Origin of the sequence: Aliihoeflea aestuarii, assembly GCF_024105665.1 — a bacterium.
GTDB classification, from domain to species: domain Bacteria; phylum Pseudomonadota; class Alphaproteobacteria; order Rhizobiales; family Rhizobiaceae; genus Aliihoeflea; species Aliihoeflea aestuarii.
In genome coordinates, this window is the sequence record NZ_JAAAMK010000016.1 from 1 (window position 1) to 22,901 (window position 22,901).

Genomic DNA, 22,901 nt, shown 5'->3' on the forward strand with positions numbered 1-22,901 from the left:
GAAGGGACCCGGCCAAGCCTCGGTCTCGCCAGCAGGCGGATCAGGATTCCGACGGTATCCTTCCCGCATTCACTCTACACCACCCCGAACACACAGGATTCCTGTGACCAGCACAGGAATGACGGCAGATAAGTTTTCGCAAATCGCCACGGTTATGGTTGGCAATTGTCTTCCTGCCATCGTCATTCCTGTGCTCGTCACAGGAATCCATGCCTTGCGATATCCACCGCGCAAACGTTGCCGATCCACATGATCACTCGATCCTGTAAACCGCATCGATCGATGGCTCCGGCTCGGCCGTGACCAGACCACGCGCGACCAGATCTTCCAGATGTGCGAGAACCGACAGCGCCGCCGCGCCGTGAAGACGCGGGTCGGTGTCGCGGTAGATCGCGGCGACAATGTCAGAAATCAGCCGGTCGCCGGCCTTCAGGCGCTCGAGAATCGCGCGCTCGCGCATCCTGCGGTGCGTCCGCAGGCCACGCACGAAGGCGCGGGGATTGCGCACGGGACCGCCATGTCCGGTATGATAGATCGCGTCGTCGCGTGCGGCGAGGCGGTCGAGCGAGGCCATATAGTCGGACATGGCGCCGTCGGGTGGCGCGACGATGGATGTGGCCCATGCCATGACGTGATCGGCCGAGAGCAAAATCCCCGTATTCTCGATGGCGAAGGCGACGTGGTTGGCGCAATGTCCGGGCGTGTGGATCGCGCGGATCGTCCAGCCGTCGCCCTCGACCTCTTCATCGTCCGCCAGCGCATGGTCGGGCTGGAAATCCGTATCGGCACTGGCGTCGAGCGGATTGATCTCGCCGATGCGCAAGGGCCGGGCCGGCCGGTGCGGACCTTCGGCCATGACGAGCGCGCCGGTCTCCGCCTTCAGGCGCGCGGCGAGCGGCGAGTGGTCGCGATGCGTATGGCTGACGAAGATATGGCTGACGGGACGGCCGGCGATCGCCTTCAGCAACGCGGCATAATGCGCCTCGTCCTCCGGGCCGGGGTCGATCACGGCAAGCGTATCGGCGCCCAGAATGTAGCTGTTGGTGCCGTGGAAGGTGAAAGGCCCGGGATTGTTGACCGTCAGGCGCAGAAGTTCGGCGGCGACCGGAACCGCCTCGCCGTAGTGCGGTTCGAACTTGGTATCGAATTCCATGACGGCTCCCTTCGCATGTGCGAAGGCGTGTAACACGGCTGTTCGTCAGCCGAGAAGCCCGAGCGCCGGGAAAGTTTCGAGCAGCCAGAAGGCCGCCGTCTGGATGCCACCGGTCAGGAACAGGACGCCCGCGACCACGAGCATTCCGCCCATTACCTTTTCGACGCGCCCCAGATGCACGCGAAAGCGTTGCAGGAAGCGCATGAACGCGCCCGAGAACAGTGCCGCGATCACGAAGGGTATGCCGAGGCCGAGCGAATAGGCGGCAAGGAGCACCGCGCCTTCGCCGACCGTCTCGCGCCCGCCCGCCAGCGTCAGGATGGGGCCGAGGATCGGGCCGATGCAGGGCGTCCAGCCGAAGGCGAAGGCAAGGCCCATCACATAGGCGGCGGCCGCGTTCGCGGGCGTCACATTCGCCTGGAACCGCGCCTCGCGCGACAGGAACGGAATACGGATGATGCCGAGGAAATTCAGCCCCATGAAGATGATGAGGATGCCCGAGACGATTGCGAGCTCCTGCTGCCAGGCCCGCATCAGGCCGCCGACGGTGGAGGCTCCCGCACCCAGCGCCACGAAGACGGTCGAAAATCCGAGCACGAAGGCGAGTGCGGAGCCGACGAGCGCGGTTCGCGTTCGCGTCGCCGCCGCACCGTCGCGGAAATCATCCACCGAAACGCCTGCCATGTAGCACAGATAGGGCGGCACCAGCGGCAGCACGCAAGGCGACAGGAACGAGATGGCGCCGGCGGCGACCGCGCTGACATATCCGACGTCGAGAGCCATGCGTAGACGAAACTCCTGTGATGGTGGCGTGATAGCGCGAACGCGCGTCGTCTCGCCAATCATAATCGCGTGGCAGAGTGTCGCTGTGCCCGAAAGCGTGCCTGGACGCATCCAACTGCGCGCGCCCGCGTTATGCAGGAAACCCTAAGGAGATGGAAATGGTCGACAAATCTGAGATCAGGGAACATGCCGAGATCATCGGCGCGGACGGCGTGCACGTGGGAACGGTCGACCGCGTCGAAGGCGACCGGATCAAGCTGACCAAGAAGGACAGCGGCGAAGGCTCGCATCGCGGCCACCACCATTTCGTGCCGATGGCGCTTGTGGCAGAGATCGAAGGCGGCACGGTGCGGCTTTCGGCCAACGCGAATGTCGCCGTCGGTTTCGAGGAAGAGGAAGACCACCGCCCGATGTGAGGTGAACGTATGGCGGCCACGCGCAGACCACGCAAAGACCCGCCTCCGACAAGGCGGGTCTTTGCGTGATTGCCGTCAAGCGGTGAGTTCGGAAGGAACTTTTCCGCCGTTCTGCGCCAATTTCTGCATCACTGCCTTGTGCAGCCAGATATTCATCGACGCGCTGTCGTTCGTATCGCCGGAGTAGTTCAACTCCCCTGCAAGCTCCTTTCGGGCAGACAGGCTGCTGTCGAGGTTGAGAGCTTTCATCAGGTCCACGATCGAATTGCGCCAGTCGAGCTTCTGGCCATTTGCCTTCACGGCGGCATCGAGAATCGCTGCGACATCCACCGGGGCGCTCGCTGCCGCTTTTGGAGCGGCGGTCGATCCCGAGGGTTGAACTGGCGCAGCATTCGAAGGCGCGCTCTTCGGCGCGCTGGCCGTCGTGGAAGCGGCGATCGGCGGTGATGCGGGGTTTACCGTCGCCGTATCCTTCGGACTGGCGGCTTCTTCCTTGCCCCAGATCGCATTCTTGATCTTGTCGAAAATTCCCATTTCTACCTCCCGTTTATGACAGCCGCGGATCAACAGGTCCGATGCAACTTAAAGCTAGCGCATCGTGGGGAAATGAACAGCGGTGAGCAGAAAACGGCTCGGCAGTCAGGCGTTGGCGATGGTGGGCGCGCAGGGACTCGAACCCTGGACCTACAGATTAAAAGTCCGTTGCTCTACCAACTGAGCTACGCGCCCCAAAGGCCGCGAGCGACCCTGATTTCGCGGCGGAACATAGGCAGGAGGCCGGGAGAGGTCAACTGCCAATCGGCCTCCCTTACGGCAGCAGCGAAGACGGCGGCAGGGCTTCAGGTTTTGCCGCTTTTCCGGGCGTCTTTTTCGGCTTTCAGCCGTGCGCGCAATTCCGCGCCGAGCCCGTCCTTGTTCGTCTGCCGCGCGCGTCCGAATGCAAGGCCGTCGGCAGGAACGTCCTGTGTGATCACGCTGCCGGACGCAACATAGCCGCCGTCGCCGATCGTGATCGGCGCGACGAGCGATGAGTTCGACCCGATGAACGCGCCCGCGCCGATAGTCGTGCGATGCTTGAGGAAACCGTCGTAATTGCAGGTGATCGTTCCGGCACCGATATTCGCGCCCGCGCCGATCGACGCATCGCCGATATAGGACAGATGGTTTATCTTGGCGCCTGCCGCGACATCGGCGTTCTTCACCTCGCAGAAATTTCCGACCTTGGCATTTTCAGAAAGACGCGCGCCGGGGCGCAGGCGGGCGAACGGCCCGACCTGCACGCCTTGTGCGATTTGCGCGCCTTCAAGATGGGAAAAGGCGTGGATGACGGCGTTTTCAGCGATGCTGACGCCCGGACCGAAAACGACGTTCGGTTCGACGACGGTGTCGGCCCCGATTTCGGTGTCGTGGGAAAAGTGAACGGTCTGGGGCGCGATCAGCGTGACGCCCGCAAGCATCATCTCGCGGCGCTTGCGCGCCTGCCATGCGGCTTCGGCCTCGGCGAGCTGGACGCGATTGTTGACGCCGAGGACGTTCTGCTCGTCGGCGACGGTGGCGACGACCTTGAGGCCGCGCGCGACGGCGATCTCGACGATGTCGGTCAGATAATATTCGCCTTTGGCATTGGCGTTCCCGACGGCCTCGATCAAAGCGAGGGCGTGCTCGCCCGCGATCGCCATCAGCCCGCCATTGCAGAAGGTGATTTTTCGCTCGGCGTCGGTGCAGTCCTTGTCCTCGCGGACTGCGAGAAGGCGATCGCCGTCGGTCAGGAGGCGGCCGTAACCGCTTGGATCGGCGGCTTCGAAGCCCATGACGACAATTGCCGCTCCTTCGGCAAGCCCCTTGCGCAAGGCGGTGATGTCGTCGCTTTCGACGAGTGGCGTATCGGCGAAGAGCACAAGGATGTCGTCATGGCCTTCGGCGATCGCCTCGCGGGCGGCGAGGACGGCGTGTGCGGTTCCAAGGCGCTCCTGCTGAAGATAGAGCCGTGCGGTCGGCGCGACGGCACTTGCAGCCTTCAACACTTCGTCGGACTGACGGCCGGCGACGATCGCGAGTTCGGCATGGCCTGCGGCCTGCGCCGCGCGCGCTGCATGGCACACGAGCGGCAAGCCGGCGACTTCATGCAGCACTTTCGGCCGGGCGCTTTTCATGCGCGTGCCTTCGCCGGCGGCAAGCACGATCGCCAGACAGCTTCTTTCGCTCATTTCAATCTCTCGAATTCGAACATCTGCACGAAGCCTGTAGCATCGCGCTGATCGTTTCGCCAAGATTGGCCACCTTTTCAACCGATGGTAACCTGAATGGGCTAGTATGGCCGCAAAGGTAAGCGAGAGAGGGCGCTATGGCGGTTCTTGTGACGGGTGGGGCCGGTTATATCGGCTCGCACATGGTCTGGCGCATGCTCGATCAGGGCGAGGACGTGGTGGTTCTCGACCGATTGAGTACGGGTTTCGACTGGGCGGTGCCGGCGGAAGCCGAACTCATCCTCGGCGACATCGCCGATCAGGCACTGGTCGAGGAGACGATCGCACGACGCGGGATCGACGCGATCATCCATTTCGCAGGTTCGATCGTCGTTCCAGATTCCGTCGCCGATCCGCTCGGCTACTACCTGAACAACACGGTCAAGTCGCGTGCCCTGATCGAGAGCGCGGTGCGATGCGGCGTGCCGCACTTCATCTTCTCCTCCACCGCGGCCGTCTATGGAACGCCCGAGACGTCGCCGGTGGCGGAAGGCGCGGCTCTGCAGCCCGAATCGCCCTACGGCACGTCGAAGCTGATGACGGAGATCATGCTGCGCGACGCCGCCGCCGCGCACGATCTTGCCTATACGGTGCTGCGCTATTTCAACGTCGCGGGTGCCGATCCTGGTTTGCGCACGGGACAGTCGACGAAAGGCGCGACGCATCTCATCAAGGTCGCGGCAGAAGCTGCGACAGGCAAGCGCGCTGGAATGGACGTGTTCGGCACCGACTATCCGACGCCGGACGGCACCTGCATCCGCGACTATATCCACGTCAGCGACCTTGCTGATGCCCATGCTGCCGCGCTCGCGCGGCTGCGTGCGGGAGGCGCAAGCATCACCGCCAATTGCGGCTACGGAAAAGGCTATTCGGTACTGGAAGTGATCGACGCGGTGAAACGGGTGACTGGACGCGATTTTGAGATCCGCCTTGGCGAGCGCCGGGCCGGCGATGCCGTCTCGATCGTCGCCGATCCCGCGCTTGCCAAGGCGGAGTTCGGCTGGCGTCCGAGGTTCGACGATCTCGATACCATCGTTTCCCACGCTGTCCGGTGGGAAGAGCATCTGCGCGTAGCCAATTCCGGCAAGGCGTAAAGGCATGGAAGTTTGCCTTTTTCCCATCTTCGGTTAGGACGGTCCTTGAGGGACGCTCCACTGGAGCATGGGATTTTAGATGGGCGATACACTTGATTATGCCGAGGCGCTGGCGCGGCTCGAACCGATGGCGCTGGAGGCTGGCCGCGTCGTGCTCGATGCTTATCGCGACGGTTGCGCGGTCGAGACGAAAGCGGATGAAAGCCCGGTGACCTGGGCTGATCGCGAGGCCGAGCGCATCATTCTCGCCGGTTTGAGACACGAGTTTCCGCAAATCCCCATCGTCGCCGAGGAGGAGGTCAGTGCGGGGCTGATGCCGCAAGCGCTCGACAATGCTTTTTTTCTGGTCGATCCGCTCGACGGCACGCGCGAATTCGTCAACCGCTCCGAGGATTTCACGGTCAACATCGCGCTGATCGTCGGCGGCGATCCCGTGTTAGGCGCCGTCTACGCGCCGGCGCGTCACAAGCTCTATCTGGGGCGGCCGGGCCATTGCGAGGCGATCCGCACGAGCGAGACTCATACGGTCGAGGGCCGGCGCGAGCTGAAAACGCAGCCGCCGGGGCCGACGCCGATCGTCGTGGCGAGCCGCTCGCATCGGACCATCGAGACAAACGATTATCTGGCTCGCCTGCCGCAAGCCGAAATCTTCTCGGTCGGATCCTCGCTGAAATTCTGCATGATTGCGGCGGGCACCGCCGATTTCTACCCACGCTTCGGTCCGACCATGCAGTGGGATACGGCTGCCGGCGACGCCGTGCTGCGGGCGGCGGGCGGGCGAACCCGCACCCTCGACGGCGAACCCTTGCGCTATGGCTGCGCGGGTCGCCCGCGAGCCGAGGCGTTCGCCAACCCCTGGTTCATCTCCGACTGCGGCGTTGACGTGCCGGTCGGCTGAAAGTCTGGAACGCTTCGGGTGTGTTGACGGCGAGGCCTGGATTCCTGTGACAAGCACAGTAATGACGGTGGTGAGGTTTGACGCCAATCTCCAGCGTCGACGACTGGCATACCCCTTGATGCCGTCATTCCTGTGCTCGTCACAGGAATCCAGGCCTCGAACTTTCCGTCACACCAACGCTGCAACCCTCACGCGTTGCGTTTCACGAAGTTGCGGATCGACTGAATGATCTTGTCCTGATCGTCCTGCGACAGATAGGGGTGCATCGGAAGGCAGAGGATGCGGCCAGACAGGCCCTCGGACACCGGCAGGCCGGTCGGCGTGCGCGGGAAATCCTTGTAGGCGGTCTGCAGGTGAAGCGGTTTGACGTAATAGATCACCGACGGGATGCTCTCGCCCTGCAGATGCGTCTTGAGAGCGTCGCGATCCTTGTACTCGATGGCGAACTGCGCCCAAGCCGAGCGGTTGCCTTCCGGCAGAACCGGCGCCTTCACGACATCGCCGAGGCCATCGCAATAGCGTTTCGCGATCCGGTCACGCGCTTCCATCTCGTCTTCGAGGATGGCGAGCTTCTCGATCAGGATCGCGGCCTGGATCGTGTCGAGCCGCGAATTGATGCCGATATGGATGTTGTCGTACTGGGTCTCGCCCTTGCCGTGGAAGGCGAAGGAGCGAAGCTTGTCGGCAAGCGCGGCATCGTTGGTGAACATCGCGCCGCCATCGCCGTAGCAGCCGAGCGGCTTTGCCGGATAGAAGCTGGTCGAGCCCACATGGCCGAACGCGCCGCATTTGATGCCGTCCCGAATGCCGCCGATCGATTGCGCGGCGTCCTCGATGACGAGCAGGTTTTCGCGCTTCGCGATGATGTCGAGCGCGTCGTAATCGGCGGCGAGGCCGAAGAGATCGACCGGGATGATCGCCTTCGGCGTCAGCCGGCCTTCGGACTTCACCATGGCGATGGCGGCTTCGAGGCTTTCGATATCGATATTGTAGGTGTCGGGATCGACATCGACGAAGACGGGCTCGGCCTTGGCGAGCGCCACCACCTCGGCGGTCGCGGCGAAGGTGAAACTCGGCACGAAGACGGCGTCGCCCGGCCCGATCCCCGATGCGTAGAGCGGTAGGAGCAGCGCATCCGTGCCGTTGGCGCAGGTGACGACGTGGTCGACGCCGACATAATCGGCCAACCGCTTTTCGAACTCGGCCACTTCAGGGCCGAGGATGTAGCGGCCCTCGGCGACGACTTTGTCGATGGCCGTCTTCAGGCGGTCGGCTATGCGGTCGCGCTGGGCGCTAAGATCGATGAACTGCATGGGACGATGATCCATCCGAGCTTGCCGGATGGCGGTGATTCGCCGGTTTCAGCGATGCATCCGGGAGGTGGCTGGGGCGCCTGGATTCGAACCAGGGAATGGCGGTACCAAAAACCGCTGCCTTACCACTTGGCTACGCCCCAATGTGAGCGGAGAAGTCCATATCGCGCGCCGCTCGCGTCGTAAAGTGGGAAATGGGACCGCGCATATGCACGAAACGTAAGCGAAGGTGCTTGGGGCTTCTTCAGGCTGGCATTCGGACGAGAAAAGAGGCAAAAAGCCATCCCGACCAATCAGGACCCCGTTTCATGATCGCGATCCACGAGACCACCCCCTTCGACGACCAGAAGCCGGGGACATCGGGATTGCGCAAGAAGGTGCCGGTCTTCCAAAAGCCGCGCTACGTCGAGAATTTCATCCAGTCGATCTTCGATTCGCTGGCCGGCTATCGCGGACGGACGCTCGTTGTCGGGGGCGACGGCCGCTTCTACAATCGCGAAGTCATCCAGATCGTCATCAAGATGGCGCTGGCGAACGGTTTCGGACGGGTCATCGTGGGGCAGGGCGGCATCCTGTCCACGCCTGCGGTTTCGCATCTGATCCGAAAGAACGAGGCGTTCGGCGGCATCGTGCTTTCGGCCAGCCACAATCCGGGCGGCGCCGACGGCGATTTCGGCATCAAGTACAATGCCGGCAATGGCGGGCCTGCCAACGAAAAATTCACCAACGCGATCTTCGAGCGCTCGAAGGCGATCGACCGCTACGCGATCGCCGAGATCGGTGACGTGGACCTGGACGAAATCGGCTCGAGCGAGATCGAGGGCATGACGCTGGAGGTGGTCGATCCGGTGGCGGACTATGCCGCGCTCATGGAAACATTGTTCGACTTCGACGCGATCCGGGCGCATGTCCGCGGCGGCTTCACCATAGCGTTCGACGCGATGCATGCCGTCACCGGACCATACGCGGTCGAGATACTGGAGAATCGGCTGGGTGCAGCGAAGGGTACGGCGCGCAACGCGGTTCCGCTGCCCGATTTCGGCGGCCACCATCCCGATCCCAATCTCGTTTATGCCAAAGAGCTTTACGACCTGATGATGTCGCCCGACGCGCCGGATTTCGGCGCGGCGTCGGACGGCGACGGGGACCGCAATCTCATCATCGGCAAGGACATGTATGTCGCGCCGTCCGATTCGCTCGCGGCGCTTGCCGCCAACATGCATCTGGCGCCCGGCTACAAAGATGGCCCGGTCGGGATCGCGCGTTCCATGCCGACGAGCGCGGCGGCCGACGAGGTGGCGAAGGCGCTCGGTATCGATATCTATGAGACGCCGACAGGCTGGAAGTTCTTCGGATCGCTGCTCGATGCCGGCAAGGTGACGATCTGCGGCGAGGAAAGCGCGGGAACGGGTTCCGACCATGTGCGCGAGAAAGACGGGTTGTGGGCCGTGCTGCTCTGGCTCAACATCCTTGCCGTGCGCAAGGAGAGTGTCGCGGAGATCATGCGCGACCACTGGGCGCGATACGGGCGCAACTACTATTCGCGTCACGATTACGAAGCGATCGACGCCGCCGCCGCCAACAAGCTGATGGACGATCTGCGCGGGCGTCTCGACACGCTGTCCGGCCAGATGTTCGCCGGCCTCGCGGTCGCGCAGGCCGACGATTTTTCCTACACCGATCCGGTCGACAACTCGGTAACCGAACATCAGGGTATCCGCATCCTGTTCGAAGGCGGATCGCGCATCGTGATGCGGCTTTCTGGCACCGGGACGGAAGGAGCAACCTTGCGGGTCTATATCGAGCGCTACGAGCCGAAGGACGGTCACCTCGATCTCGACACGCAGGCAGCTTTGTCCGACCTGATCGAAGCGGCGGAGGCGATCGCCTCGATCGCCAAGCGTACGGGACGCAACGCGCCCAGCGTGATCGCGTAGTTCCTACTGCACCAGCGCAGGGCGTCCGCAATCGACCTTGTGAACACGAACATCCGCCTCGCCAAGCGAAACGCCGGCGATTGCGAGGACCGTGTTGAGGATACGGTCAAGCGCAGGGGCGACCGGATCGAGAAGCGGCCGCACGATTCCGAGCGATCCCGATGGAATGCTGATCAGTGGGATACCGAGCGGGTCGACGCGAAGGTCAAGATTGTACAATAGCGAACTCGTCAGCGTCGAGACGGCATCGCGCGTGGCAGCCGTCTTGACCTTGCCGTGTTCGATGTCCGGCCAGGCGAAGGAAAGCGGAGTATCCCGGAGATTGGTGGCGCTGGCCTCAGCGCGGGCCGATATGTTGGCGACGGTGATACCCAACACACGTAACCCTACGAGCCGAGCGCGCTCGAGTTTCGGCTGATGGGAGAAATCGTCGATGTTGCGAGCGTCGAAATCGGCGATGTGCGCGGCGGCGATGCCGGGGCGCGTTGCGATGACGACCCGTGCGCTTTCCTTCATGCCCGTGGCGCAGGATATCGAACTGATCGTTCCCGTTCCATATGCGACATCGATATAGACCGGCACATGGATCAGCGCGGTGAGCAGCGCATTGGATGTGCCTATCTGGAGATCGACGCGAAGGCGCGTCTGGGCCGTGCGCATGGACGTGCCGACCGGCCCGTGGGCGCTGAATCTGGGACGTTCGCCGATGGCGAGGGTAATTGTGGCGTTGGCGATGCCGGGGATGCCCGCGCCCAGATCGACTGCGACCTGGTTCTGGTCGTTGGCAAGGGCAGCCATTGCGCGAAGCATCGCCATGGCGTTCACTTCGGCTTCCAGCCCGGCCGTGATGCCGCCGATGCTCGCATTCGCATCCGTGCCGAGATCGATGATGTCTCCCAGTTGCAGCTTCTTCGCTGCCGGAACGGCGTTCGCTACGGTCTGGAGAGCGGTTCGCGCGGCGAGCCCAACGCCAGGTGTCGCGGCCAATGCCTGTACGGCTTGCCGGACGCCGATCTGGGCGTCCAGCACGTCGCGATAAGTGCCCGCCCTCAAATCCGCGTGGATACCAGCTTGCGACGTGAAGGCGAGGAGGTCGATGTCGGTTGACAGGAGGGCGTTGTAATCCATGACGCTGAGATTGATCGACGTGCCGAGCAAACTCGACAAAATCTGGTTCGCGATGCCGCCGTCGAGGGCGGCCAGGCGCGAACCGATGGAAAAGGTGGCGCGCGGCTCCATCGAGGCGATGGCAGCGGTCCGGATGGTGGGAGCCTCGATCAGCGAGCCGGAAAAGAACCGCGTCGCCTTGCGCTCGAACTCGACCCGCACAGCGTTCGCGGGTTCCTGGCCGGCCACGAAACGCTGGCCGGCGGCGACGGAAGGGTCGGGCGTATAGACGCCTCTCGTCGTGCGCACATTGGTCGGGACGGCGCCGTCCGACGACAGACCGGCCCATCCATTGTCGGCGAATACGGCCAGCGCGATCCGTTCGGCGTCCTGCGGCGATCTGGCTGCCGACATGGCGGCCAGATCCGTCAGACCCTGCGCCTCGCGGCGCTCCAGAAAGAACGATCCGGTATCGACGCCGAGCGCGGCGACGACGATCAGGACCGGACTGACAAGCGCTGTGATGATAGCGAAATTGCCACCGCGATCGCGCGGAAGAGAACGCCAGCACAGTCCCATCACAGACCTCCGACCCGAACCGTGGACCGGCGCTCGATCGTGGTGCTCGGCATGACCAGGCCGTCGAAGATGCCCCAGATCGGCAGATGACGGGCATCATACCGCAGATCGACGACAAATCGGGTGGCATCGACTTCGCTGTCTGCAACCTGGACTTGAAGCTTGGCCGGATCGACGAAGGCATACCCTTGCGAATGATTTGCGATGTAGTCGATTGCCATTGCGCGGCGCTCGACCTCCGTCAGGCCGCCGACCGAAAGGCGCGCGGCCTCCGATGCCAGTTGCTGAACGGAGTGGGAAGCGCCGAGATAAATCCCGTATGCGATCATCCCGAGGAGAAACAGGAAATAGACGGGTGCAAGGATCGCGAACTCGATCGCGGTCGACCCATTCTTGCAAGAGAATGCGCGCATAGGTGGCGTTCCCCGTTTTACACAATCAGCGCATGCTTGCGCTTGATTTATGAACAAGACCTTAAATTGCACGCATTAAGTGTATTTCCGTGCGTATTCGCCTCTCTTCTAATTTGTGTCGTTCAGGACACGCTGTTGCCAACTCAGCGCTCTTGCTCACATAATGTGTCGCGCGGTAACCATAAATCGGTCTAATTGTGAGGGCTGATGCGAATCGCTGGTAGCGACAAGTTTGGAGGGGCCGAATGATCCTGCGATCGGGAAAGCGCAAACGCCAGGCGAGTGTGTTCGCCACGCTGCTGATGCTTCTGGTCGCCGCCTGGGCCACCGCCGCCCACACCGTTCCCGAATATGTCCTGTTCCGCGACCGGTTGCGTCTCGACATTCTCGAATTCGACAGCAAGCTCGACCTGAAGCCGATAGACCTTGCGACCAGTGACGGGCTTCGGTTGCGCTCCTATTATTTCGCACCCGAAGAAGGCAAGCCGGTCATCGTCTATTTCCCGGACCGGCTGGGCGACATCATTCACAAGCCGCGTCACCTGACGGCGATCGCCGAGCAGGGCTACGGACTTCTTTTAACCGGCTACAGAGGCTATGGCGGCAATCCGGGCCTGCCCAGCGAGGCCGCGCTCTACGCAGATGCAGCGGCCCTGATGCAGCGCATCGAGATCGACCATCTCGCGCCCGACGGGATCATCATCTACGGCTATTCGATGGGCACGGGCGTGGCGAGCTATGTCGCCGCTCTGGCCAAGCCGCTCGGGCTGGTGCTGGAAGCGCCGTTCACGACATTCGGCGACGCGGTGCGCCAGCAATTCGCGCAGGTGCCCGACTGGCTGGTCAAGACCAAGTTCGACACCCGCTCACGGCTGAGCAAGGTGACCGCGCCGATCCTCATTGTCGCCGGCGCAAAGGATCAGATCACACCCGCCCGTTTCGCCCAGCGCCTGGCGGATATGAACGAGGATCGCACGTCGCTCGTCGTGGTCCCCGACGGCAATCACTTGAACCTCATCCGCAAGGGCGGCGGCGCGGCGGTTCAGGGATTTCTGGCGCGGTTGAAGGGCGTACCGGCAGGCGAGGCCGAAAATGTCGCTTTCGAGGGCGGGCCGTTGGTCAAGCCCTCGATGCGTGCCTACTGATCCGGAACGTATCGACAGGGCCAAAGCAGGCGCCTTTTCAACGTGTCACAGAAGATCGGCAATTCGATTTCCGGCCTTCAGGAAGCGAACCGGGTCGGTCGCCTTGCCGTTTTTACGGATTTCATAATGCAGATGCGGCCCGGTCGAGCGCCCCGTGCTGCCGATCGCACCGATCAGGTCGCCGGTCGAAACGGTCTCGCCGATCTTGACGTCGATCCGGCTCATATGGGCGTAGCGCGTGGTCCAGCCGTTTCCATGATTGATTTCGACGAGGCGTCCATAGCCGCCGGCCCATCCTGCCCGCACGACCTTTCCGGCACCGGTCGCCTGAATCGGCGTTCCCGTGCGGCCGCGGAAATCGATGCCCGAATGCATGGCCGGGCGGCGCAGGAACGGATCGCGGCGCACGCCGAACGAGCTTGAAACGGACTGGCCCGGTGCGGGGTTGAAGATCGGATAGTCGCGCGCGGATTGCTTGAGCGTTTCGAGCTGGCCGAGTGCCTCTTCCAGTTCGCGCACCCTTTCGTCGAAGACCGCTTCCGGATCGAGCCCGACCAACGGCCCGCCGATGCCTTCTTCCTTGCCGAAATCGACATCCACAGGCAGGCCGGCCTCGACGAGAACTTCTCTGATCGCGTCGGCGGTCTCGTAGGTTTCCGAAGCCAGCGTTTGCAGGCTGGTCATCTGCTCAGCCTCGATCGCAGCAAGGGAGGCACCAAGCGAATCGAAAAGGCTTGCCTTCCTGTCGTCCGTCGGCTCCGCCGTGACGGGGACGATCTGAGCCTTCGGCTCGGTCCCGATGAGTGCGCCGTCCCCCGTTGCGGAAGCCTGCGTGCGATCCTGCGGCCAGAAGGCGCTCTCGACGCGCAGCCCGCCGGCGTCGGACGGGTCTTCCTCACGCGTCAGCTTCGCGAACACCGAGGCTGCCTTGCGCGAGCCGGAATCGGCGCGAAGGGCAGGGCGCGCCTCGGGCACGGGCGCCGTTTCCGGAAGGGCGCTCGCAACGCCGGTCGCGCGTTCGAGAATCGGGCTGATCTGACCATGGCGCTGCGTGATCTCGCTCTGGCGTGCGAGAAGCTCGGCGACCTTGCCCTGCACGAGCTGCTGGTCGAGCAACTGGCGGCTTGTGATCCGGTCGACCTGCGTGCGCAGGATCGAGATGCGGTCCTCATAGGCCTGCTGCATGCGCGCCTGCCGAGCAGCCGTCGCGCCGATCAGGTCGTCGCGCAAAACCAGATAACTGGTGGCGAGCAGATATCCGATCGCCAGCGCGGCGAGCGCTGATCCGAAAAAACCGACCAGCCAGGGCCTGATCGTGAAGTGCCGGATTCGGTCGCCGCGGGCGATGATGACAGTGTGCGGCTCTCGTCGATTGCCAGGATGTGTCGGCACGATCCGGAACTCCAAAACTTGTGGCTAAGCGTTCGGATCATTACGCCTCATTAGGGTTAATGCAGGGTTCACGCCGACACGAAAACGGCCCCGCCGAAGCGGAGCCGTGTGTTTGTGCGGATTAGTGGAAAATCGTCTATTCGTGCGATCAGAAGATCAGAAGCAGAAGGATGATGATCGGGATCGGAATGCCGATCATCCACAAAAGCAAACCCTTGAACATTTCCGTCTCCATTATCGCTGGGTGTTGGTGCGATAATCCGGCAAGGGCGAAAACGTTCCTGTCGTCAAAGCGCTTTCACTGCAGCCAGGACTTCTTCGGCGTGGCCGGGCACCTTGACCTTTCGCCAGATGCGCGCGATCCGGCCGTCCTTGCCGATCAGGAAGGTCGAGCGATCCACGCCCATATATTTTCGGCCGTACATGCTCTTTTCGACCCAAACGCCATAGGCCTGAATGGCCGTCTTTTCCTCGTCCGAGGCGAGGGGAACGCCCAGCTCATGCTTGGCCTTGAACCTGTCGTGCTTCTTCACGCTGTCGGGAGATAGTCCGACGAGTTCGACGCCTGCCTTGTCGAAGTCCGGCTTCAGTCCGGTAAACGCGATGGCCTCGGTCGTGCAGCCGCTGGTATCGTCCTTCGGATAAAAGAAAAGAACCACCGGCTTTCCGGCCATCTGCGACAATGTGATGGTCGATCCGCCATCGCCCGGAAGCGAGAAATCGGGCGCGACGTCGCCGACTGAAAGCTCGGACATGATTTGATCTCCATTTTGTTATTACGAGAACGGTGGGGGTGGTTATAGTCGACGGACACGATTCGTCCACGATCGCGCAATTTGACGGAATGACGCTTGACCGACCATCCTGATCGGCCACAGACGAATGCGACGGCGCATGCTCTGCTGCGCTCCGCGAAGCCGCGTCGTCGCGTGCGCTCGCGCATGTCGCGCGCTGTGAGAGCGCTGGCCGTCGTAGCGGTTCTGCTCGTCCTTTCACCCCTCGTTCTGGCCGGTGCGGTAATGGGGGGGCTGGGCGGTGAGCGGCTGCGTGTCGAAGCACAGAGCGCGCTGACGGAACTCGTGGGCGGCGACATCGTCACGACCATCGGTTCTGTCCGCCTGCGCATCGATTCCGACCGTTTCCTCGCACTGGAGATTTCCGGAGCGGGTCTATCGGGCGATCAGGCCAGCGAAGCCTTCGCCGATGTCGGCCTGTTGCGCTTCGGAATTCGGTTCCTGCCACTTCTGGAAGGTCGCATCCAGCTTGCGAATGCCCGTCTGAGCGATGCACGGCTGGTCGCCGATCAATTGCCCGACCGGGGCGGGCCGGGGCCGCTGGCCGGATTGCGCAATGCCGAGGGATTGCTCGATCCCGACCTCGTGACGCCGTCTGTTTTCCAGACGATCCATCGCGCCTTCGATCTCGTCGAGACCAATGCCGCGCGCGATCTGAAACTCGACAATGTCGTCATCGTCCTCGACAGCCAGCGAGGAACGTCGCTGCGGATCGTTGAGGCGCAGCTTGCCCGCACGGTGGATGGCAGCCTTGAGATGGAAGGCATCGCCGAGATCGCCGATCGCACGCTCATGTTCGACGGTCGCGCCCAGCGCGACAGCGAAGGCACGCGCATTACCATGCTCGATCTCGACATGAGCTTTGCACCTGTCGAGGAGGGCGTCGAGCGCATCGGCTTGGCGCACCGCGTCGGCGGCCTGTCCGTCAGCCTTTCAGGCGCGCAAAGCCTGTCGTCCGCCGCTGACCGTCTGGATATCGAGGCCAGTTTCGAGCGCGCCTCCGTGGATATAGGCCGCGAGACGGTGACCTTGTCAGGCGCCTTGCGCGCCTATGCCGCGACGGGCGCCAACAAGATCGAGATCGAGAATCTGGAGCTTCGTTCGGAAGGGACGCAGTGGGCGTTTAATGGTGCGGTCGGACCGGAACCGCGACGGGATGGCATCGAGCCGCGCTATCGGTTCGAACTCGTCTCCGACCAGTCTCGTCTGAGTGTACCGGGTTCCGATGAGGATCTCACGATTCGCGCGCGACTTGGCGGAACGTTCGATCCGATCGCCAGTGTGCTCGATCTGGCCGATCTGGGCGTGCGGACGCAGACCGGAACCGCGACGGGGCGTGCAAGGCTCGATTTCGTGCCGGGCATGACGCCGGGCGTCCGCCTTGCGCTCGATGCGCGCGACATCGAAATCGATCACGCCAAAGCGCTTTGGCCCGTATTCGCGGCGGCGGGAGCGCGGCGCTGGGCCGTCGAACGTGTCGATGGCGGCAAGGTCACTCAGGGCGAGATATTTCTCGCGACGGAACCGGGGCAGTTCGGCAACGGCATTCCGTTCACCGACGAGATCACCGGCCGGTTCGCCATTGAAGGCGCGTCGCTCGATGTCGGCGGAGAGCTGCCGCTGATCCAGGATGCGACGGGCGAACTTCGCTTTCGCGGCGATAATCTGGATGCTTCCGTGCAGACGGCGCGCGCGCAGCTAGCCAGCGGCAAATGGGTGTCGGGAAAGAACGCGATTTTCGCAATGGACCTGCCGCGAAACGCCCCGCTGATCGGCAATCTCGATGTCGAGATCGACGCCGACGCCGATGCGGCGCTTGAATTCGCATCGCTGGAGCCCATCGATGCCGGCAAGCATCTCGATTTCGCGCCGTCCGGTATTTCCGGACATGTCGCCGGCCGGGTTCGGGCGCAGTTTCCGGTCAATGCGCGAGGGCAGAAGCTACCGGTCGGTTTCGATGTGGAACTCGACATTGCCGATATCTCTCTGGCCGAACCTTTGCAGGGACAGACCGTCGAAGAAGCGTACGGAACGGTGCGCATCGCTCCCAGCCATGCCGAAATCAAGGCGGACGCGAAACTGAACGGCATTCCCGCGAGCATCGAGATGACGGAGCCGTTCGTCGATACGGTCGACCGGTCGCGCAAGGTGGACCTCCAGCTCGACGATGCGGCGCGGGATCAATTGTTGCCGGCTCTGTCGATGCTCCTGTCGGGCAGCGCCGATGTCGGGATCGATCTGTCGAGTGGTGAACGCCAGTCGGTGACCGCCGATTTGTCCGGCTCGGTCCTGAGCCTGCCCTGGATCGGCTGGTCGAAAGGCGCCGGGATCGCCGCCACCACGGCCTTCCAAATGGAGCGGAACGGCGGGCAGACATTCCTCCACGGTTTCGGCATCCAGGGCGAAAGCTTTGCGGTCGGCGGTGAGGTGTCGCTGGACGAGGCCGGGCTGACCAAGGCCAGCTTTCCGCGCGTTCGGCTCAACCGTGGGGACGATTTCAGCCTTGATATTCAACGTCGTGGGCGCGGTTATTCCATCACGGTCAAAGGGCAGGCGCTTGACGCGCGGTCGCTGATCAGGGCGCTGCGCGCGACCAGCGAAGCAGCCGGCGGGACGGCCGGCAATTCGGTGCCGATCCAGCTCGATGTGAACGTCGGGGCGATCACCGGTTTCGGGAACGAAACGCTGCGCGATGTCGTCATCGCCTATTCGGGCACGGGCTCGACCATCGAGAATTTGACGGCGTCGGCGCTCACGGGATCCGGCGCGCGCCTGGAGGTGAGCCTTGGCATTGGGCAGGCGGGGCGCTTCTTGCGCGCCGATACGGGCGATGCCGGTGCCGTGCTGCGCTTCCTCGACCTTTACAGCCGCATGGAAGGCGGAAGCATGAGGGTCGACCTGCGTGGCGCGGAAGGCGGCGCGCTGGTCGGCCGCGTGGCGGCTCGCGACTTCTGGCTGGTCGACGAGCCACGGCTCGCCTCGCTCGTCTCTTCGCCGTCCGATGACAGGGGCCGCTCGCTCAACGATGTCGTGCGCGGTCAGCTCAACGTCCAGCGCGTGTTCTTCGACCGTGCAGTGTCCGGCATCAAGCAGGGCAGGGGCTATCTCGTGCTCGAAAACGGCGTGATCCGTGGGCCGAATATCGGCTCGACCTTCCAGGGCACGGTCTATGACGAGGCTGGAAACATGTCGATGACCGGCACGTTCATGCCGGCCTACGGCATCAACCGCCTGTTCGCGGAAATCCCGCTGATCGGGCAGATATTGGGCAATGGCCGGGACCGGGGCCTGATCGGCATCACGTTCAAGCTGGCCGGAAGCCTTGAAGCGCCGCAGTTGCAGATCAATCCGCTGTCCGCGATCGCGCCGGGCATCTTCCGCTCGGTTTTCGAGTTTGCGGAGTAGATATGGAAAAAGGACCGGAAGCTATCCGGTCCTTCTGTTCTCCGCTCGTGTAGTGTCGTCAGACCGGACGCACCAGAACGTGCTTCTTCTTGCCGAGCGAGAGCTTGACGATGCCGTCCGCGGTCACGTCGGCATCGCCGATCACCTGACGGTCGTCCGATACCGGCGCGTCGTTGATGCGCACCGCGCCGCCCTGTACATGCCGGCGCGCTTCGCCGTTCGAGCCGGCGAGACCGGCCTTGACGAAGAGGGCCAGAACGCCGACGCCGGCGCCAAGCTCGGCTTTCGCGATCTCGACGGTGGGCAGGCTTTCGGCCAAGGCGCCTTCCTCGAAGGTCTTGCGGGCCGTGTCGGCTGCCTCTTCGGCCGCCGCGCGGCCGTGCAGCATGGCCGTGACCTCGGTTGCGAGCACCTTCTTGGCGTCGTTGATTTCGGAGCCGCCAAGCGCGCCGAGCCGTGCGATCTCGTCTAACGGCATGGTCGTGTAGAGCTTCAGGAAGCGCTCGACATCGGCGTCCTCGGTGTTGCGCCAGTACTGCCAGAAATCATAGGCCGACAGCATATCCGGATTGAGCCAGATAGCGCCGTTGAGCGACTTGCCCATCTTCGCGCCGGAAGCGGTCGTCAAAAGCGGCGAGGTCAGCGCGTAGAGTTGCGGCGTGCCCATGCGATGGCCAAGATCGATACCGTTGACGATATTGCCCCACTGGTCCGAACCGCCCATCTGGAGGCGGGTGCCGTAGCGCTTGTTGAGTTCGACGAAATCGTAAGCCTGCAGCACCATGTAGTTGAATTCAAGGAAGGAAAGCGATTGCTGGCGGTCGAGCCGCAGCTTCACGCTATCGAAGGACAACATGCGGTTGACCGAGAAATGCGCACCGACGTCACGCAGGAATTCGAGGTAGTTCAGCTTGCGCAGCCAGTCGCCATTGTCGACCATCAGTGCGTCCTGCGGACCCTCGCCGAAGGACAGGTAATTGGTGAAGACGCGCTTGATCGAGGCGATGTTGTCGGCGATCGTATCCAGCGTCATCAGCTTGCGCGCTTCGTCCTTGAAGGACGGATCGCCCACCATGCCGGTGCCGCCGCCCATCAGCGCGATGGGGCGATGGCCGGTCTTCTGCATCCAGTGCAGCATCATGATCTGGATCAGCCCGCCCGCGTGGAGGCTCGGCGCTGTCGGATCGAAGCCGATATAGGCCGTCACGGTTTCCTTCGCGAACAGATCGTCGAGGCCGGTTTCATCCGAAATCTGGTGGATGAAGCCGCGCTCGGACAGCGTGCGCAGGAAATCGGACTTGAAGGCGGACATCTTTCTTATCTTTCATGTCGAGTTTGACGGCCATCGAACTGACGGCGTGACGCGCGGGCTTTAGCATCCCGGGACGACGAATCACAAGAACGGACCTTGGCATGGCTCTTACGCGCGCGCTTGGCTTGATGAGCGGAACGTCGATGGACGGCATCGATCTCGCTCTCGTGGATACCGATGGCGACACGGCTGTCAGCCGGGGACCGGCCATGTTCGTTGCATATGACGCCGTTTTTCGCCGACGCATCGAGGCCGGGCTCGAAGAAGCAAAGTCGATCGACAGTCGCGACGAGCGGCCGGGCGATCTGGCAGGTCTGGAACATGAACTCACGATGCGTCATGTTTCGGCGGTCGCCGCGTTTGTCGAAAAGCACGGCGCGGTCGATCTGATCGGCTTCCACGGCCAGACCGTTTTGCACCGGCCGGAACGCGCGCTGACGGTTCAACTTGGCGACGGCGCGCTGCTGGCGCGCGAGACGGGCATTCCGGTCGTCTACGACATGCGCGCAGCCGACATGGAGGCGGGCGGGCAGGGCGCGCCGCTGGTCCCCGCCTATCACGCCGCGCTGGCGGCGTTGCTCAACGGCGTGGAACGTCCGGTCTGCTTCGTCAATGTCGGCGGCATTTCCAACATCACCTTCGTCGCGGCGGATGGTCCGCCAGTCGCTTTCGACAGCGGCCCTGGAAACGCGCTGATCGACCAGTGGGTATCGCGCGAAGGCGGCGTGCCCTTCGACCAGAACGGCATGATCGCGAGCGAGGGTGGCATCGTGACAGGCGTCGTCAAGCGCTATCTCAAGAACCCGTTCTTCGAACGCACAGGGCCGAAATCGCTCGACCGCAACGATTTCACGCTCGAACTGGCGGCAGGGCTGGAACTGGCCGATGGCGCGCGCACATTGGCAACCGTGTCGGCTGCGGCGATTGTGAAGGCGGCGCAACATCTGCCGTCGGAGCCGAAAGTGTGGATCCTGTGCGGGGGCGGGCGCAAGAACCCGCATATCGTGGCGGACATGCGCATAGAAGCGGAAAAGCGCGGCGCGCAGGTTCTGCTTGCCGAGGACGTCGGCCTCGACGGCGATTCGATGGAGGCGGAAGCCTGGGCCTATCTCGCCGTTCGCGCGAAAAAGCGCCTGCCGTTCACATGGCCGACCACGACGGGGTGCCGGGTGCCAGTCACGGGCGGCGTATTGGTGTCGCCATGACGGGACGCGATTTTCCGAATGCCGTTCTGGTCACGGAGCGTCTGGTGCTTTTGCCGTGGGACGCCGCCGACATCGATCTGGTGGCCGAATTGCACGGTTCGAAAGAGGTTAATCGATATCTGTCGGGTGCGGGAAAGGCGTGGGCTCGGGAAGATGCCGTTCGAGCGATGGAGAAGTGGATGGGCGAGCACGAGGCTCTGGGTATAGGCAAGCTGAAGCTTGTCGAGCGCAGTTCGGGGCGCTTCGTCGGACGTGCAGGATTTTCGCCCTATGGCGCGCCTGCGACATTCGAACTGGGCTTTACGATCGCGCCGTCGTTCTGGGGCCAGGGGTACGCCACCGAGATTGCGAAAGGTCTGGCCAACTGGTTCTTTGATACCGGCAAGGGCGCAAGATTCATCGCGTTCGCGCATCCGGACAATGCGGCCTCGCTCGGTGTCATCGCCAAACTTGGCATGCGCCGATCAGGCACCGTCAAAGTCGGTGCGGTCGATTTCCTGAATTTCGAACGATCCGCCGATACTTAAGCCGGCGCGGCAGCCGCCTTGGTCTTGGAAGCGGTCTTCGCCTTGACGGGCGACTTCGACTTCGCGGCGGTTTTGGCTTTCGGTGCCGCCTTCGGCTTGGCGCTTGCCTTGGCCTTGGGTGCGGCCGCTGCCTTCGGAGTGGCGCTCATATCGTCGACGGCGGCCTCGGGCGCGTTCTTCTTGATCGAATCGATCGCCTTTACGGCCGAAGCCTTCGACTTGTAACCTTCCGACGAGAACATGATCTCGCCATTGCCTGCGCGAAAGCGGAAGCGGCTTTCGCCCTTCTTGTCCTTGTAGATTTCGAACTTGTGCATGCCCGATCCCCTCGAACGTCTGGTTGACGTTCGAAAGGTGCCATGAGTCCGGCGTTCAGTCGAGAAAAATTGACGCTACGTCAGCGAAGGCGTTTCGGCTTGGGGTCGGCGAGTTCGCCGTTGAGCCTGCGGTCGAGATAGTCCGAGCATTCCTCGATTAAGGTGTCGCCATGATTGGCGAAGAAATGGTTCGCGCCTTCGAGCGTCTTCTGCGTGATCGTGATGCCCTTTTGCGTGTGCAACTTGTCGACCAGAACCTGCACGTCCTTGGGCGGCGCAACCCGGTCGGAATCGCCGTGGATGATGAGCCCGGATGACGGGCAGGGCGCCAGGAACGAGAAATCGTAGGTGTTGGGCTGGGGCGCGATGGACATGAAGCCCTCGATCTCCGGGCGGCGCATCAAAAGCTGCATGCCGATCCACGCGCCGAACGAGTAGCCCGCAACCCAGCAGCTTTTCGAATCGGGATGAAGCGACTGCACCCAGTCGAGCGCGGCGGCGGCGTCGGACAATTCGCCCGAACCGTGGTCGAATTCGCCCTGGCTGCGGCCGATGCTGCGGAAGTTGAAGCGCAGGACGGTGAAGTCGCGCTTCTGGAACATGTAGAAGAGGTCATAGACGATCTTGTTGTTCATCGTCCCGCCGAACTGCGGATGCGGATGCAGAACGATCGCGATCGGCGCATTCTTCTCCTTGGAAGGCTGATAGCGACCTTCAAGGCGTCCGGCCGGACCTGCGAAAATGACCTCGGGCATGGGATACTCCAGTTGAACCGCTTGTCGCGAGCCGCGGAAGCCTCGTGAGGGAGAGTTCGGGGCTTGACGCGGAGCGGGCGTCTCCATAGAAACTAGTTTAGAATTATTCA

Annotated in this window: 20 protein-coding genes and 2 tRNA genes; 8 read left to right on the plus strand and 14 right to left on the minus strand. The window is 62.9% G+C overall.

What is annotated here, in order from left to right; translation table 11 throughout:
- Positions 1-253: 253 nt before the first annotated feature.
- Entirely contained in the window at positions 254-1,153 is a 900-nt protein-coding gene (locus GTW25_RS19550) for an MBL fold metallo-hydrolase (protein WP_252913967.1), read from the minus strand.
- 45 nt (positions 1,154-1,198) lie between these two features.
- On the minus strand, positions 1,199-1,936 hold the full coding sequence (locus GTW25_RS19555) for a cytochrome c biogenesis CcdA family protein (protein ID WP_252913968.1): 738 nt from the start codon (positions 1,934-1,936) through the stop codon (positions 1,199-1,201).
- 158 nt (positions 1,937-2,094) lie between these two features.
- Between GTW25_RS19555 and GTW25_RS19560 the strand changes: the two genes are divergently transcribed.
- Positions 2,095-2,352, plus strand: coding sequence for a DUF2171 domain-containing protein (locus GTW25_RS19560; RefSeq protein ID WP_252913969.1), 258 nt, complete (start codon positions 2,095-2,097; stop codon positions 2,350-2,352).
- A 75-nt stretch (positions 2,353-2,427) separates the two neighbouring features.
- Here GTW25_RS19560 and GTW25_RS19565 read toward each other — a convergent pair whose 3' ends face one another.
- The 3 genes from GTW25_RS19565 to glmU all read right to left on the minus strand — a co-directional run bounded on the left by GTW25_RS19565 (position 2,428) and on the right by glmU (position 4,559).
- A complete protein-coding gene (locus GTW25_RS19565; protein ID WP_252914004.1) occupies positions 2,428-2,886 on the minus strand; it encodes a DUF3597 domain-containing protein in 459 nt (152 codons plus the stop codon).
- Between the two features lie 119 nt (positions 2,887-3,005).
- Positions 3,006-3,081 (minus strand) — tRNA-Lys (locus GTW25_RS19570).
- 110 nt (positions 3,082-3,191) lie between these two features.
- Positions 3,192-4,559 (minus strand): bifunctional UDP-N-acetylglucosamine diphosphorylase/glucosamine-1-phosphate N-acetyltransferase GlmU, encoded by a 1,368-nt coding sequence (glmU, locus tag GTW25_RS19575; protein ID WP_252913970.1) that lies wholly within the window; start codon positions 4,557-4,559, stop codon positions 3,192-3,194.
- Positions 4,560-4,696: 137 nt separating this feature from the next.
- Here glmU and galE point away from each other — a divergent pair, with 137 nt between their 5' ends.
- Together galE and cysQ are read left to right on the plus strand one after the other, a co-directional pair.
- Entirely contained in the window at positions 4,697-5,692 is a 996-nt protein-coding gene (gene galE, locus GTW25_RS19580) for a UDP-glucose 4-epimerase GalE (protein ID WP_252913971.1), read from the plus strand.
- Between the two features lie 79 nt (positions 5,693-5,771).
- Positions 5,772-6,590 (plus strand): 3'(2'),5'-bisphosphate nucleotidase CysQ, encoded by an 819-nt coding sequence (gene cysQ, locus GTW25_RS19585; RefSeq protein ID WP_252913972.1) that lies wholly within the window; start codon positions 5,772-5,774, stop codon positions 6,588-6,590.
- A 188-nt stretch (positions 6,591-6,778) separates the two neighbouring features.
- On the opposite strand, the gene GTW25_RS19590 is transcribed toward cysQ, so the two are convergent.
- Positions 6,779-7,903: a DegT/DnrJ/EryC1/StrS family aminotransferase gene (locus GTW25_RS19590; protein WP_252913973.1), complete on the minus strand. Its 1,125-nt coding sequence runs from the start codon at positions 7,901-7,903 to the stop codon at positions 6,779-6,781.
- A 68-nt stretch (positions 7,904-7,971) separates the two neighbouring features.
- Positions 7,972-8,046, minus strand: a tRNA-Gln gene (locus tag GTW25_RS19595).
- A 165-nt stretch (positions 8,047-8,211) separates the two neighbouring features.
- Here GTW25_RS19595 and GTW25_RS19600 point away from each other — a divergent pair.
- Entirely contained in the window at positions 8,212-9,840 is a 1,629-nt protein-coding gene (locus GTW25_RS19600) for an alpha-D-glucose phosphate-specific phosphoglucomutase (protein WP_252913974.1), read from the plus strand.
- A 3-nt stretch (positions 9,841-9,843) separates the two neighbouring features.
- On the opposite strand, the gene GTW25_RS19605 is transcribed toward GTW25_RS19600, so the two are convergent.
- Together GTW25_RS19605 and GTW25_RS19610 are read right to left on the minus strand one after the other, a co-directional pair.
- Positions 9,844-11,526 carry a pilus assembly protein TadG-related protein gene (locus GTW25_RS19605; protein WP_252913975.1) on the minus strand — a complete coding sequence of 561 codons (1,683 nt, stop codon included), beginning with the start codon at positions 11,524-11,526 and terminating at the stop codon, positions 9,844-9,846.
- Positions 11,526-11,939, minus strand: coding sequence for a TadE/TadG family type IV pilus assembly protein (locus GTW25_RS19610; RefSeq protein ID WP_252913976.1), 414 nt, complete (start codon positions 11,937-11,939; stop codon positions 11,526-11,528). The genes GTW25_RS19605 and GTW25_RS19610 overlap by 1 nt, the downstream gene beginning before the upstream one ends.
- Positions 11,940-12,184: 245 nt before the next feature.
- Between GTW25_RS19610 and GTW25_RS19615 the strand changes: the two genes are divergently transcribed.
- Positions 12,185-13,084, plus strand: a complete 900-nt coding sequence (locus GTW25_RS19615) for an alpha/beta hydrolase (protein WP_252913977.1) — start codon at positions 12,185-12,187, stop codon at positions 13,082-13,084.
- Between the two features lie 45 nt (positions 13,085-13,129).
- On the opposite strand, the gene GTW25_RS19620 is transcribed toward GTW25_RS19615, so the two are convergent.
- On the minus strand, positions 13,130-14,476 hold the full coding sequence (locus GTW25_RS19620; protein WP_252913978.1) for a peptidoglycan DD-metalloendopeptidase family protein: 1,347 nt from the start codon (positions 14,474-14,476) through the stop codon (positions 13,130-13,132).
- A gap of 287 nt (positions 14,477-14,763) precedes the next feature.
- The gene (locus GTW25_RS19625; protein ID WP_252913979.1) at positions 14,764-15,231 is read right to left on the minus strand and encodes a peroxiredoxin; all 468 of its coding nucleotides are present in this window, start codon (positions 15,229-15,231) and stop codon (positions 14,764-14,766) included.
- 96 nt (positions 15,232-15,327) lie between these two features.
- Between GTW25_RS19625 and GTW25_RS19630 the strand changes: the two genes are divergently transcribed.
- Positions 15,328-18,675, plus strand: a complete 3,348-nt coding sequence (locus tag GTW25_RS19630) for a YhdP family protein (protein ID WP_252913980.1) — start codon at positions 15,328-15,330, stop codon at positions 18,673-18,675.
- A gap of 58 nt (positions 18,676-18,733) precedes the next feature.
- Here the strand turns inward: GTW25_RS19630 and tyrS are convergent, their stop codons facing one another.
- The gene (gene tyrS, locus GTW25_RS19635) at positions 18,734-19,987 is read right to left on the minus strand and encodes a tyrosine--tRNA ligase (RefSeq protein ID WP_252913981.1); all 1,254 of its coding nucleotides are present in this window, start codon (positions 19,985-19,987) and stop codon (positions 18,734-18,736) included.
- Between the two features lie 101 nt (positions 19,988-20,088).
- On the opposite strand from tyrS, the gene GTW25_RS19640 reads away from it, so the two are divergent.
- Positions 20,089-21,192 carry an anhydro-N-acetylmuramic acid kinase gene (locus GTW25_RS19640; protein ID WP_252913982.1) on the plus strand — a complete coding sequence of 368 codons (1,104 nt, stop codon included), beginning with the start codon at positions 20,089-20,091 and terminating at the stop codon, positions 21,190-21,192.
- Entirely contained in the window at positions 21,189-21,719 is a 531-nt protein-coding gene (locus GTW25_RS19645) for a GNAT family N-acetyltransferase (RefSeq protein WP_252913983.1), read from the plus strand. Before GTW25_RS19640 ends, GTW25_RS19645 begins: the two co-directional genes overlap by 4 nt.
- Here the strand turns inward: GTW25_RS19645 and GTW25_RS19650 are convergent.
- Both GTW25_RS19650 and GTW25_RS19655 read right to left on the minus strand, forming a co-directional pair.
- Positions 21,716-22,036: a YegP family protein gene (locus GTW25_RS19650; RefSeq protein ID WP_252913984.1), complete on the minus strand. Its 321-nt coding sequence runs from the start codon at positions 22,034-22,036 to the stop codon at positions 21,716-21,718. The two genes, GTW25_RS19645 and GTW25_RS19650, sit on opposite strands and share 4 nt — an antisense overlap.
- 80 nt (positions 22,037-22,116) lie before the next feature.
- Positions 22,117-22,791, minus strand: a complete 675-nt coding sequence (locus GTW25_RS19655) for an alpha/beta hydrolase (protein WP_252913985.1) — start codon at positions 22,789-22,791, stop codon at positions 22,117-22,119.
- Positions 22,792-22,901 lie beyond the last annotated feature (110 nt).